General features: G+C 65.1%; 15 protein-coding genes. 9 read left to right on the top strand and 6 right to left on the bottom strand.

Annotated features, from left to right (window positions below; translation table 11 throughout):
* Window positions 1–92 precede the first annotated feature (92 nt).
* Window positions 93–800 carry a GntR family transcriptional regulator gene (locus UNPF46_RS27760; RefSeq protein ID WP_100180112.1) on the bottom strand — a complete coding sequence of 236 codons (708 nt, stop codon included), beginning with the start codon at window positions 798–800 and terminating at the stop codon, window positions 93–95.
* 252 nt (window positions 801–1,052) lie between these two features.
* Between UNPF46_RS27760 and UNPF46_RS27765 the strand changes: the two genes are divergently transcribed.
* The 7 genes from UNPF46_RS27765 (at window position 1,053) to UNPF46_RS27795 (ending at window position 7,718) form a co-directional block, all read left to right on the top strand.
* Window positions 1,053–2,039: an ABC transporter ATP-binding protein gene (locus tag UNPF46_RS27765; protein WP_142252118.1), complete on the top strand. Its 987-nt coding sequence runs from the start codon at window positions 1,053–1,055 to the stop codon at window positions 2,037–2,039.
* 43 nt (window positions 2,040–2,082) lie between these two features.
* Window positions 2,083–3,372, top strand: coding sequence for an ABC transporter substrate-binding protein (locus UNPF46_RS27770; RefSeq protein ID WP_174719193.1), 1,290 nt, complete (start codon window positions 2,083–2,085; stop codon window positions 3,370–3,372).
* Window positions 3,373–3,376: 4 nt separating this feature from the next.
* Complete coding sequence (locus UNPF46_RS27775; RefSeq protein ID WP_142252137.1) at window positions 3,377–4,336, top strand: ABC transporter permease; 960 nt, start codon at window positions 3,377–3,379, stop codon at window positions 4,334–4,336.
* A gap of 3 nt (window positions 4,337–4,339) precedes the next feature.
* Window positions 4,340–5,218, top strand: coding sequence for an ABC transporter permease (locus UNPF46_RS27780; RefSeq protein ID WP_142252119.1), 879 nt, complete (start codon window positions 4,340–4,342; stop codon window positions 5,216–5,218).
* 34 nt (window positions 5,219–5,252) lie between these two features.
* Entirely contained in the window at window positions 5,253–5,984 is a 732-nt protein-coding gene (locus UNPF46_RS27785; RefSeq protein ID WP_142252120.1) for an aspartate/glutamate racemase family protein, read from the top strand.
* A gap of 216 nt (window positions 5,985–6,200) precedes the next feature.
* Window positions 6,201–6,956, top strand: a complete 756-nt coding sequence (locus tag UNPF46_RS27790; RefSeq protein WP_142252121.1) for an outer membrane protein — start codon at window positions 6,201–6,203, stop codon at window positions 6,954–6,956.
* Window positions 6,957–7,223: 267 nt separating this feature from the next.
* Entirely contained in the window at window positions 7,224–7,718 is a 495-nt protein-coding gene (locus tag UNPF46_RS27795) for a hypothetical protein (RefSeq protein ID WP_100180105.1), read from the top strand.
* Window positions 7,719–7,915: 197 nt separating this feature from the next.
* Here UNPF46_RS27795 and UNPF46_RS27800 read toward each other — a convergent pair whose 3' ends face one another.
* The gene (locus UNPF46_RS27800) at window positions 7,916–8,272 is read right to left on the bottom strand and encodes a hypothetical protein (RefSeq protein WP_142252122.1); all 357 of its coding nucleotides are present in this window, start codon (window positions 8,270–8,272) and stop codon (window positions 7,916–7,918) included.
* A 15-nt stretch (window positions 8,273–8,287) separates the two neighbouring features.
* Here UNPF46_RS27800 and UNPF46_RS27805 point away from each other — a divergent pair, with 15 nt between their 5' ends.
* Window positions 8,288–8,506: a hypothetical protein gene (locus UNPF46_RS27805; RefSeq protein WP_142252123.1), complete on the top strand. Its 219-nt coding sequence runs from the start codon at window positions 8,288–8,290 to the stop codon at window positions 8,504–8,506.
* Between the two features lie 29 nt (window positions 8,507–8,535).
* Here UNPF46_RS27805 and UNPF46_RS27810 read toward each other — a convergent pair whose 3' ends face one another.
* The 3 genes from UNPF46_RS27810 to UNPF46_RS27820 all read right to left on the bottom strand — a co-directional run bounded on the left by UNPF46_RS27810 (window position 8,536) and on the right by UNPF46_RS27820 (window position 11,310).
* A complete protein-coding gene (locus UNPF46_RS27810) occupies window positions 8,536–10,230 on the bottom strand; it encodes a PAS-domain containing protein (RefSeq protein WP_142252124.1) in 1,695 nt (564 codons plus the stop codon).
* A gap of 128 nt (window positions 10,231–10,358) precedes the next feature.
* Window positions 10,359–10,889, bottom strand: coding sequence for a gamma carbonic anhydrase family protein (locus UNPF46_RS27815; protein ID WP_142252125.1), 531 nt, complete (start codon window positions 10,887–10,889; stop codon window positions 10,359–10,361).
* 91 nt (window positions 10,890–10,980) lie between these two features.
* A complete protein-coding gene (locus UNPF46_RS27820; RefSeq protein WP_100180100.1) occupies window positions 10,981–11,310 on the bottom strand; it encodes a DUF6949 family protein in 330 nt (109 codons plus the stop codon).
* Between the two features lie 223 nt (window positions 11,311–11,533).
* On the opposite strand from UNPF46_RS27820, the gene UNPF46_RS27825 reads away from it, so the two are divergent.
* Window positions 11,534–12,241, top strand: a complete 708-nt coding sequence (locus UNPF46_RS27825; RefSeq protein ID WP_142252126.1) for a hypothetical protein — start codon at window positions 11,534–11,536, stop codon at window positions 12,239–12,241.
* Between the two features lie 337 nt (window positions 12,242–12,578).
* Here UNPF46_RS27825 and UNPF46_RS27835 read toward each other — a convergent pair whose 3' ends face one another.
* Window positions 12,579–12,797, bottom strand: coding sequence for a DUF3126 family protein (locus UNPF46_RS27835; RefSeq protein WP_007602550.1), 219 nt, complete (start codon window positions 12,795–12,797; stop codon window positions 12,579–12,581).
* Window positions 12,798–12,818 lie beyond the last annotated feature (21 nt).

A 12,818-nucleotide genomic window follows, 5' to 3' on the forward strand; every position in this document is an offset into this window, starting at 1 on the left:
TCGGTTCTGATTGAATCAGAACCGAAGCTCTAGATTCTTGTTTTGACGCGTTTTCTTCACGCGAACCGGTGTCCACTTCGCTCGAAGACGCTCTAGACGCCGAGCACGTCCGCGAGCCGCAGGTCGTCGGCGGCGGGATCCTTCAGGAACAGCTCGGCCTCGATCTCGTTCAGATGCGAGAGCATCAGCGCGCGTGCCCTCGCCTTGTCACGCTCGCGGATCGAGGTGACGATCTCGGCATGATGATCGGTGCCGCAGGCCGGCGTGTCGTGGCGGCGGTAGAGCAGGATGATCAGCGAGGAGCGCGCGATCAGCTCCTTGAGGAAACCGAGATAGATGCTGTGGCCGCTCATCTCGGCGACGAGCTTGTGAAATTCGCCGGAGAGCCGGACCGAGGCGCGCGCATCGCCGCGCAACTCGGCCTCGCGCTCCTCGGCAAGATGCCGCTGCAGGCGATCGAGCCAGGCCGGCGATGCCGCATCGATGGCGTGATCGACGATGGTGGGCTCGATCAGACGCCGCGCCTCGAACACCTCACGCGCATCCGCCGGTGTCGGACGCGCGACGAAGGCGCCGCGGTTCTTCTCGATGTCGACGATGCCCTCATGCGCGAGCTGCTGCAGCGCGGTGCGGACCAGCGTGCGGCTCGCGCCGTAGATCTCGCCGATCTCGTCCTCGCCGAGCTTGGTGCCCGGCAGCAGGCGATGCTCGAGGATTGCGGCGGTCACCCCCTCCCGGATGCGGCCGACGCGGTCGCTCGCATCTGGCGCGTCGGATTTGGGGCGGGACTTGGCGGCCATGGTGCGTGGGCTCGATCGACGACGTTCGCTTCGAATGTTAGTCGACGAGCTGTATCCAATCACAGGCGAAACTTTATACAATCGTCGCCCGCTTTGTGTGCAGAGGATTGTGCGCCTCGCGGGCGGCCCGATCGGCGGGATTCGATCTAACGATCTGACTCCGCTGCACAGTTCCGGAATTTGGCCGCTGGACGGGCGGTTGGCACGGACCTTGCGGAGAGGGACCCAAGCACCGCCCTCCCTGGACACGTCATGGCCACTCCCGCCGCCCTCGAACTGGTCGCCGTCACCAAGCGCTACGACACCACACTGGCGGTCGACACCGTCAATCTGAAGATCCCGGCCGGCACCTATTGCTGCCTGCTCGGCCCGTCCGGCTGCGGCAAGACCTCGACCCTGCGCATGATCGCGGGCCACGAGGCGGTCAGCGAGGGCGACATCATCCTCGGCAGCCAGAACGTCACCGACCTGCCGCCGGCCGAGCGCGGCACTGCGATGATGTTCCAGTCCTACGCGCTGTTTCCGCATCTGTCCGTGATCGACAACGTCGCCTTCGCCCTGAAGATGCGCGGCGTCGACAAGCCGACGCGCCACAAGCGCGCCGGCGAATTACTGGAGCTGGTGGCGATGAGCCAATATGCGGGCCGGCTGCCCGCGCAGCTCTCCGGCGGCCAGCAGCAGCGCGTCGCGCTCGCCCGCGCGTTGATCACCGAGCCGCAAATCCTTCTGCTCGACGAGCCGCTCTCCGCGCTCGATCCGTTCCTGCGGGTCAAGATGCGCGGCGAGCTCAAGCGGCTGCAGCGCGAGCTCGGCATCAGCTTCATCCAGGTCACCCACGGTCAGGAGGAGGCGATGGCGCTCGCCGACCACATCGTGGTGATGAACCAGGGCAAGATCGAGCAGCAGGGCTCGGCCCGCGACATCTTCCATCATCCCCGCACCGAATTCGTGGCGCGCTTCATCGGCGGCCACAACGTGCTCAGCGACGCCGGCAACCTCATCGCCGTGCGCGCCGATCAGCTCGGCATCGCGCCGTTCACTGATGGCGCCTTCGGCGCGCCGGCGCTGCTGACCCAGACCGAGTACCAGGGCTCCTACATCGCCGTCTCTCTCACGCTCGACGACGGCACCGCCCTGTTCTCCCACGTTCCCGAAGCCACCTTCGACGTCCACCCATTCCGTCCGGGCGATCGCGTGCTGGCCACCTGGGATCCCGCCAAGGCGCAACGCCTGCAATAGCGCCGATCGATCACTGGAAATGCGCAACAGAGGAGTGACTGACATGAGCAAGACCACTGGGACGAAAGGCGTCAGCCGCCGTACGCTGCTCAAGGGTACCGCAAGTCTCGCCGGCCTTGCCGCCGGCTCCGGCGCCATCACCGGCTTTCCCTATGTGAAGTCGGCCGATGCGAAGGTGCTGCGCTATCTCGGCACGGCCGTGAACGAGGGCGACGACATCTCCAAGCAGTGCCTGAAGGACACCGGCATCAAGATCGAATACATCACCGCGACCACCGACGACGTCACCAAGCGCGTGATGACCCAGCCGAACTCCTTCGACGTACTGGACACCGAATATTTCTCGCTGAAGAAGCTGGTGCCGTCGGGCAACATCCTTGCCCTCGACGCCAAGAAGATCAAGGAATTCGACAACATCACGCCCGTCTTCACCAAGGGCATGACGCCCGGCGGCAAGAAGATCGGCGGCCAGGGCACTGCGCCGTGGAAGGTGCTCTATCTCGAGGGCAAGGACTCCAAGAAGTTCGCGACGTCGGCGACCGAGTTCGTCACGCTGATCCCGACCGTCTACAACGCCGACACGCTCGGCATCCGTCCCGACCTGATCAAGCGGCCGATCAACACCTGGGCCGAGCTGCTCAATCCCGAATTCAAGGGCAAGGCCTCGATCCTCAACATCCCCTCGATCGGCATCATGGACGCCGCGATGGTCGTGGAAGCCACCGGCAAGTACAAATATGCCGACAAGGGCAACATGACCAAGGAAGAGATCGATCTCACCATGAAGGTGATGACCGAAGCCAAGAAGGCCGGCCAGTTCCGCGCATTCTGGAAAGACTTCAATGAGAGCGTCAACCTGATGGCCTCGGGTGAAACCGTGATCCAGTCGATGTGGTCGCCGGCGGTGACGAAGGTGCGCTCGATGGGCATTCCCTGCACCTTCCAGCCGCTCAAGGAAGGCTATCGCTCCTGGGCCTCGGGCTTCTGCGTTTCCAAGGGCGTCTCGGGTGCGAAGCTCGACTGGGCCTACGAGTTCGTCAACTGGTTTCTGTCGGGCTATGCCGGCGCCTATCTCAACCGCCAGGGCTACTACTCCGCCGTGCTCTCCACCGCGAAGGCGCATATGGAGCCCTACGAGTGGGCGTACTGGATGGAAGGCAAGCCGGCCGAGAAGGACATCAAGGCACCCGACGGCTCGCTGCTGGAGAAGGCCGGCGCGGTGCGTGACGGCGGCTCCTACGAGGACCGCATGGGCGGCGTCGCCTGCTGGAACGCGGTGATGGACGAGAACGACTACATGGTCCGCAAGTGGAACGAGTTCATCGCAGCCTGATGTGATGGACACCTCGGAGAACATCCTGCAACAGGCATCCCCGGACCTGATCCGGGGACCGGACACCGCGCGCGCCGCAAAGGCCGCGCGGTGGTCGCCGTCCTTCATCTCCTGGCTCCAGGCCGGGCCGATGATGCTGGTGTTTCTCGCCTTCTTCCTGATTCCGCTCGTCTTCGTCGTCATCGTCTCGTTCTGGGACTACAACGAATACCAGCTGCTGCCGTCCTTCTCCGGCCGCGGCTACACCGACACGTTCGAGGGCTGCATCGCGCAGCTTCCCGATCTCTGCACCATCGCCAAGACCTATCTGAAAACGCTCAAGCTGTGCTTCCTGGTCTGGGCGATCACGCTGTTCATCGGCTTCTGGGTCGCCTATTTCCTCGCCTTCCACGTCAAGTCCAAGACCTGGCAGATGGGATTGTCGCTGCTCTGCACGATCCCGTTCTGGACCTCCAACGTGATCCGCATGATCGCCTGGATTCCGCTGCTCGGCCGCAACGGCCTCGTGAACTCAGGCCTGATCAAGACGGGGCTGATCAACCATCCCGTCGAATGGCTGCTGTTCTCCGAATTCTCGGTGGTGCTGGCGCTGGTGCACCTCTTCACCTTCTTCATGGTGGTGCCGATCTTCAATTCGATGATCCGCATCGACAAGTCGCTGATCGAGGCCGCCTATGACGCCGGCGCGACCGGCTTCCAGACCCTCGTCAACGTCATCATTCCCCTGGCCAAGCCCGGCATCGTGATCGGCTCGATCTTCGTCATCACCATCGTGATGGGTGACTTCATCACCATCGGCGTGATGGGCGGCCAGCAGATTGCGGCTGCCGGCAAGATCATCGAGACACGGGTCAACGCGCTGCAGTTTCCGGCAGCGGCGGCCAATGCCGTGATCCTGCTCGTCATCACCTTCCTGATCATCACCATGATGTCGCGCATCGTCGACATCAAGAAGGAGCTCTAGCGCATGAAGGAAGGACGGCCGCGCTCGTTCTACGTGCTCGCGATCTTCTTCGCGGCCTATGTGCTGTTTCTCTACGGGCCGATGATCGCGATCTACGTGTTGTCGTTCCAGGGCCCGCAAGGCGGTCTCACCTTCCCGATGAACGGCGTCTCGACCTTCTGGATCGCAAAGCTGTTCCAGGGCACCGGCATTGTCGACCTCGGCGCCGCCTTCCGCCGCTCGCTGCTGCTCGGGGTGATCGTGATGATCGTCACCGTGGTGCTGTCGGTCGCCGCCGGGATGGCCTTCCGCAGGAAGTTCAGGGCGCAGAGCATCCTGTTCTACTCGGCGATCGCCAGCCTCATCGTTCCCTCGATCATCACCTCGCTCGGCATCTCCCTGGAATTCCGCATCATCGACGACCTGATCAAGGCGCACTGGAACGAGAATTTCGAGACCTCGATGGGCCTGCTGACTTCGGGGCTCGGCGCGCATTTGACCTGGACGCTGCCGTTCGGCCTCCTGATCATGTTCGCGATCTTCAACCGCTTCGACCCGCGTCTCGAGGAAGCCGCGCGAGATCTCGGGGCGACGCCGTGGCAGACCTTCCGCCATGTCGTGCTGCCGATCATCCTGCCCTCGGTGATCGGCATCGGCCTGTTCGGCTTCACGCTGTCCTGGGACGAGCTCGCGCGCTCCAGCCAGGCGATCGGCGCGGTGAACACGCTGCCGCTGGACCTCCAGGGCCTCACCACCACCGTGACCAACCCCGACATCTATGCGCTCGGCACCGTGATCTCGGCCGTCTCGTTCACGGTGATCGCGCTTGCGCTCGGCACCATCGCCATGCTCAACAAGCGGCAGGCGGCCAAGGGCTCGGACGCCGGCAAGGGAATGGTCTGAGAAGAGCTCACCACAAAGGGCTGGCCCAACCACGATGCGGCTTCACGTCGTCAATCCCAACACGACCGCGTCGATGACGGCGAAGATCGCCGCTGCGGCACGCAGCGTCGCCCTGCCCGGCACGGTGATTGACGCGCGCCAGCCGGCGATGGGCCCGGTTTCGATCGAGGGTTTTTACGACGAGGCGTTCGCCGTGCCCGGCATGCTCGGCTGCATCCGCGATGCCGACCGCGACGGCGCGGCCGCCCACATCATCGCCTGCTTCGACGACACCGGCCTCGATGCCGCGCGCGCTGCTGCCAAGGCGCCGGTGATCGGCATCGGCGAGGCCGGCTTCCACATGGCGAGCCTGATCGCCGCGCGCTTTGCCGTGGTCACCACGCTTGGTGTCTCCATCGTGCCGATCGAGCACAATTTGCGGAAATACGGCCTCGCCGAGCGCTGCGTCCGCGTCCGCGCCGCCGAAGTCCCCGTGCTCGCGCTCGAGGAGCGCAACGCCGAGGCGCTCGCAAAGATTTCCGCGGAGATCACGGCCGCAATCCGCGACGACCGCGCCGAGGCCATCGTGCTCGGCTGCGCCGGCATGGCCGACCTCGCCGCCGAGCTCGCCACGACGCACGGCCTGCCCGTGGTCGACGGCGTGGCCGCGGCGGTGACGCTGGCGGAATCGCTGGTCCGGCTGGGGCTGACCACATCCCGGCTCGGCCCCTATGCGATCCCGCGACACAAGTCCTATGCCGGCATTTTGTCGATCTACGAACCGTAATCGTTGCGCAACAGTGCTGCTTCATGCCGGAGATGGCGTGCCCCGCCGGCAACACCGAGAACCTTTTGCGGCACCGGGGTTCCACGCCGTTGCCGCCGATGCAGCGAGTTGCGAACGTCCCTGAAATCAGCGGTTGATTCGGGGCGCGCGGTGGGGCTGAAAGCGACGAACTATCTGATCTTGGCAATTGCCGGAACGCTGGCAGGGGGCGCGCTCATGGGCCCGGCACTTGCGGCGGACATGCCGGTGAAGGCGCCGCCGGCTGCGGCGACGTCATGGTCTGGATTCTATGCCGGTGTTTCGATCGGCGCGCGCTGGGGAGACAATGACTGGCGGACCAGCGACGTCGCCCCCGGTCTCGGCGTCAACATCTTCGTTCCAACCGCCGGGACCGGCGGCGCGATGGATAGCGTCGCAGCCCGGTTCGGCGGCCATCTCGGCTACAACGCGCAGATCTCGACGTCCTGGGTCGCCGGCGTCGAAGCAAATTTCGGCTGGGCCGATGCCAGCAAGAGCGCCAATCCCGCACCGGGAATGACAGGTCTTTATTTTGGCGCACCGATCACCATGCTCCCCACCGCCTCGGTGAAGGAAACGTGGGACGGCAACCTCCGCGGCCGGCTCGGCTATCTCGTGACGCCCGCCACGCTGGTCTACGGCACCGGCGGCGTGGCGTGGCAGCGCCTCGAACTTAACGCCACTTGTACCGTGGTTCCGGGAATCAGCTTCTGCACGGGCGCCTCCTACAACGAAACCCATGCGTCAACGCGCGTAGGATGGACCGTCGGCGGCGGCGTCGAGCAGATGATCGCCGGTCACTGGCTGGTGCGCGCCGACTACAGCTATGCCGCTTTCTCGACGTTCACCCAGACCTTCTTCACTGCGAACGGGATGGCGTTCGACGACCGCTTCACCGCGCATGTGAAGGCCCGCACCCACACCGCGACGGTCGGCCTCGCCTACAAGTTCTGAGGCGGAATCACCTACTCGCGCTCCGTCGAACCAGCTCGGCATTGCCTGCCTGGACGGGGTCGGCCGCGTACCGCTGCATCGGGATCGATCGGTATCCCAGAACCTTTTTTCGTCGAATTCCGTTCGTTCTTATTGGGCCAGCCTCTTTTTGGTCCCAATTGTTGCCGAACAGTAACACTTTCGGGACCTCCCGGCTGCGCCTTGTTCTGCGTTCTCGTGCTGCCGCTCTTCGCCACTCACCAAGTTTCAATTTGGGTTTTGTCAGCGATGATCGATCTCGCCCAGGACACACCGTCCAACCCCCTGCTTCGCCTTGGCGCCCAGCCGATCGCGCTGACCGCCGCCGCCCTTCTCCTTTTGATCGCAGGCGTGACCTCGATCGCGATCTGGCGCGCCTATACCGGCGCGGCGCCGGAGACCGACCGGGTGGTGGCCTCGCGGCAGCTCCAGGCCCGGACCGCACAAGCCTCCGAGCAGTTGGTCGAGAAGACCAAGGGGCTGGAGGCGACCCAGCAGGAATCGATCGACCAGCTCCAGGTGGTGCAGGATCAGCTACAGACCATGAAGCGGCTGATGGCGGCGCAGCAGGCCGACACCAAGCGCTTGTCCGAGCAGGTGGCCTCACTGAACGAGTCCATCGATGGCCTCAGGCAATCGTTCGCGAGCGCACGATCGACCGACGTCGAGACCCCCACGGTTACCCGCAGGAAACCGGTGCGGCATCGCGTCCACGCCAGCGCGCGCAAGCGCTCGCGCGGCTGAGCAGCTCATAACGGGACTAATTTTTCCGACATGTGAACTGGATCACATTCGTCCGTATGATTCCGCGCGATGGTTGGCTTACCGGATGGCGTGAGCCGATTTCAATGTCCGGGGCTGGCAAGGTCGTTGACGGTATACTGCGTCAACGGCCTTGTTTTTTGGTCGGTCAGCCTCTCGCCAGGGCCTTATTCAAGGCGCTATTCGCAAACGTCCACACGGCGATACCGCCATCCCGCAGGCGTCCTGACGCGCTTCCGCACGACGTAGCAGCCGCCATAGCCATCGTTGTAGGCGGGACCATAGTCGTCGGGAACGGCGTAATAGGGGTAGCCATAGCCATAGCCGTAATAGCCGCCGTACAGGCCGGCACCTGCGATGCCCGCCCCGATCGCAACGCCCGGCCAGAAGCCGCCGCCATGCCAGTGGCCGCCATGGCCCCAGCCGCCACCGTGGCCCCAGCCGCCGTGCCCAAAACCTCGTGCCTCGGCCGCCTGCGGCAACGACAGCCCGATCACTGCTACGGCCAGCGCCGCCATCATCATCCTGCGCAACATCACTCGATCCTCCGCGTGGACACGCTCCACACTCAAAGCGGGGACCAAGCTAACGTCACCAGGGCATTCCGGACAGCCACACTGCCTCACTTCCGCGCGAGCATTCAGCAGCCGCGGCACATTCCGGCCGAGGCCAATCCCCACCACGACGGCAGCGACGAGCACGCGCTGTGGGCCGCCGGCCACGAGAAGGTCGCCGGCACCATCGAAGCGGGCCAATCCGAAGGACGCTGACGCGCCGCGCCTGCGGGGTGCGCCGACGGTTACGCGGCCGCGACCATGGCCTCGGTGCGATCCTCGACCATCGTCACGAACATGTGGGACTCTTCGTTGGCGCCGCCGATCTGCACCCGGCGTGCGGAGATCACGCGACGGCCGCGCGAGGGATTGTCGATGGTGTCGATGACCGGCTCGAGCTGCTGCTTCTGCGCGAGCAGCTGCTGGTCGCGCCGCTCGATCAGCGCGGCCGCCTCGGCGGAGAACAATTCCCGCGCGGTCTTGCCGATGATCTCGCCCCGCGACATGCCGATCATCTTCTCGGCGGCCTTGTTGACGAAGACGTAGCGCAGATTGCGCGCGTCCTTGGCGATGATGCCCTCCGCCACGTTCTCGATGATGGTGGCGAGGAAACGCTCCATCCGTTCGAGAAGGCGCTCGCGCTGACGCTGCTCGGTGACGTCCTCCTGCACCGACACCCAGCCGCCACCGTCCATTGGACGCTCGTAAATCCTGATGGTGCGGCCGTCGTTCAGGGCGATCTCGTAGGCGGCCGGCTCGCGCCTGGCGATCCGGCCGAGCACCGCCGCGACGTATTTCGCGACGTCGCCATTGAACAGCCCGGTCTTGACCCGGTGCTGGAGAATTTCCTCGAGGGTCGATCCGGCCTGGATCGTCTCGGGCAGATTGTACATCTGCCGGTAGTTCGAGTTCATCGCGACCACGGTGGCCTTGCCGTCGAGCATGATCAGGCCCTGCGGCATGCTGTTGATCGCCGCCGAAAGCTGCCACTTCTTGGCCTGGTACTTGTCGTTGAACTTGTCGCGCTCGGTCATCGCCGCGTCGCGTGCCTGCGCGGTGCCGAGCTCGAGCTCCTCGAGCTGGAAGATGCGCGCCACGGCGTCGCGGAAGTTCTGCACGGCCCGCGCAAGACGTCCGATCTCGTCGTGACGGCCGAGATGCGGCACCTCGCTCTTGACGTCGCCTTGCGCGATCCGGTCGGTCGCCTGCGTGATGTCGGCCAGCGCGCCGACGACGGAGCCCCGCATGACCACGACGTTCAGCCCGGCGAGAATCAGCGCCGCCAGCCCGAGCGCGAACAGATAGGCGGCCGCATAGCGGTTCTCGTTGGCGAGCGCGTCCGCCTCGCGGGCACGCTGCTGGTAGATGCGCTCGAGCGCTTCGACATCGCTGTTGAGCTTGCGGCGCACCGTCCGGTTGGCGTCGTTGTCGCCCCACTCGCGCGCCGCGGCCGGGCTGATCTCCAGACCGCGCCGCACCAACTCCCGGCGAAACTCGATGAACTGCACGATGCGCTGGCGGAACGTGGCGAGTTGTTCGGCATCGTCGTCGCCGACGGTCCGCTCCAGACTCTTCACCGCCTCGGCAAGCTCGCCGTTGCGGCGCATCAGCCCATCGGCGAACTGCTTCGTCGCGCCGCGATCGGCGGACATGTAGATGCCGCGCGACTCCATGACGATGGCGTAGATCAGCGCGTTGATGCGTCCGACATTGATCGCGGCCTCGGCGGCAGAGGCATGCATGTGGCGATACGTCGTCTGCAAGCGCACCGACTGCACCGACATCACCAGGAGGAAAGCGGTGACGATCGCGAGGAAGGCGGCAATGCTATAGACTTTCTCCGCAACGGTCAGCGTATCGGCGCCGCGCGCCAAGCGAACGAACTTCTTCAATAAATTGGTTCCGGCGGCGAGGCCGGACGCCGGTGCCGCAGCGTTCATGGCGCAGCTCCCCCTGGTTGAAGACACCCCACGATACCGGTGAGGCGCTAGCGGAGGCTTAAAGTTTCGACCGGTATTCTTACGGCATGGAACCGGGTGTGCGGGACGGGGCAGATACCGCCCGAGCGTCAACCGATCCGCTTCAGGCCCTTCTTGAATCGCGGACCGTTGGCGACATAGAACCTGGCTGCGCTTCCCATCTTCTGCACCTGGGCATCGTCGAGCGTGCGGAGCACGCGCGCCGGCGAGCCGATGATCAGGGAACGTTCGGGAAATTCCTTGCCCTCGGTGATGACGGAGCCGGCGCCGACGATGCTGTTGCGGCCGATCCTGGCGCCGTTCATCACGATCGAGCCCATGCCGACGAGAGCGCCCTCCTCGATGGTGCAGCCGTGCAGGATGACGTTGTGGCCGACCGTGCAGTTCCGGCCGACGTGAAGCGGAAAGCCGAGATCGGTGTGGCAGGTCGAGCCGTCCTGCACATTGGCGCCCTCGCCGATCTCGATCCACTCATTGTCGCCGCGCAGCACCGCGCCGAACCAGACGCTCGCGCCCGGCTTCAGACGCACGCGGCCGATCACGGTCGCAGTCTCGGCGATGAAGTAATTGCCGTCGGCGGGAAGGTCGGGCGCCTGCCCGTCGAGCTCGTAGATCGCCATGGAGGTCTCCTGTCACGTCGACCACAGGCATAGCTAAACCGCAGGCTCGACGCAAAGGGCCGCCGTGGCGGCAGCGGTTAAGGCGCTGGCATCAAGCCAGAACGCCGGCCGCGCGCAGCGTCATCAGGAAGAAGGTGCCGCTCATCATGCTCCAGAAGCCGGCGATGAGGGTCGCCATCATCACGAATTCCACGCGGCGGCTTTCCACCCGCATGCCGCGCAGCGTGTTGCGCATGATGATGAAGGGCGCGGCGAACACCAGGAACGGAACCGCCGCGAAGGTCTTCGGCGCCACGCCGTCCTGCAGCAGACCGAAGCCGGCGGGCCGCTGCGCGAGCGCCTGGTACCCGTTCACGAGCGCGCCCGCGAGCGCGAAACCGATGCAGATCGAGAAGAAGGTATTGAGAGCTTCAGGTGTCATCGGAACGGTCCGCCCTTACGCAACGCCACCGCCTTCCTGTGACAAAAAGGGCTGGTTAACGCTACATTATCCTTAAGGGAAGGTTAACGCCGCCGCCCCGCCAGCGCAGGGCTGTCCCCGCGCCCCGCGGCCGGGAAAGCTGCGCGAAATCGCCGCCGCGTGGCATATTCGCCGCTGATTCGTCGGCCGCCGGCCGACGTCCGGCTCGACCTCGCGCAAGCTCATGACGATGTTTTCGGCAGCTCCCCTCGGATCCCCACGCACGCGCACCCGCGCGCATGTCGTGCCGATCGTGCTCGGCAGCCTGGCGGCGATGGGCGCGGTCGCACTGGTCGCCTATCTGTTGTGGCCGACCTGGGGCTCGGGCGGCGCGAACGCTCCCGACAAGCTGCCGGTCAGCGTCGGCGGCACGCTGTTCAACCTGCCGGTCACGGCGATCCGCATGAAGATCCAGCGTCACTCCGGGCCGCAGGAGCGCATCGATCTCGACTTCCTCTATCCCTCGCTGGAGCCGCCCGGCGCGCCGAAGCACGTCACCGCCGACACCGTGGAGGCGGCGGTGCAATCGATCGACCGCATCTTCCTGTCGATCGCGGCGCACCACGATGCGCTCTCGCCCGAGCAGCGCACAGCCACGATCTATCCGCGCTATCTCGACCAGGCCGCGGCGACGCCCGCGGACGGATTGACGATGCGGATGTTCCGCGCCGATACGCCCTACGGCAACGAGGATCTCTATTCCGCCGCAAGCCCCGCGCTGACCGCGCGCTGCACGCGCGATGCCGCGACGCCCGGGATGTGCCTGTCGGAGCGCCGCGTCGGCGGCGCCGACCTCACCTTCCGCTTTCCACGAAGCTGGCTGTCGCAATGGCGCGAGGCGGCGGAGGCGATGGACCGGCTGACGGCGCAGCTGCGCGGGCCGAAGGGCTGAGCGCCGGCCTCGTGGCGCCGCGTCCGATGCAAAAATTGCGAAAACAACCCCATGCACAGTAGCCAAGCGCCTGTGATCGTTCGTATTTTTCGAAGTCGAATCTAGGGCTTTGATGTCGTCATGGGGCAGCTGAGAAGCTGCTGTTCGTCATGAGAAGAGCGCGCCTGATCTTCGGTGCGTGTCCCGGACGCGCTGCAGCGTTCTTACGCTGCTGCGCAGAGCCGGGACCCAGAAGGCGCCGCGCTCCGCCGCCGCATGGGCCCCGGCCCTGCAGCGCACCGCCGAAGAGGCGCTGCGCTGCGTCCGGGGCACGAAGCCGAACGGCCTTGCGTAACTCCTACTCCTGATCGACCAGATCGTCCTCGAGAATCGCCATCTGGAACTGGAACGAGCGATCATCGTCCTCGTCGTCGACGAACAGCACGCCGATGAATTCCTCGCCGATATAGACTTCGGCGGAATCGTCCTTCTTCGGCCGCGGCACGACGCGGATCTTGGGATTGCCGAATACGCGCTTCAGATACGCATCCAACTTTCTGACTTCTTTGACGTCCACGGCAAGTCTCCGATCGAAAAT

Source organism: Bradyrhizobium sp. UNPF46, from assembly GCF_006658625.1.
Classification (GTDB): Bacteria; Pseudomonadota; Alphaproteobacteria; order Rhizobiales; family Xanthobacteraceae; genus Bradyrhizobium; species Bradyrhizobium nitroreducens.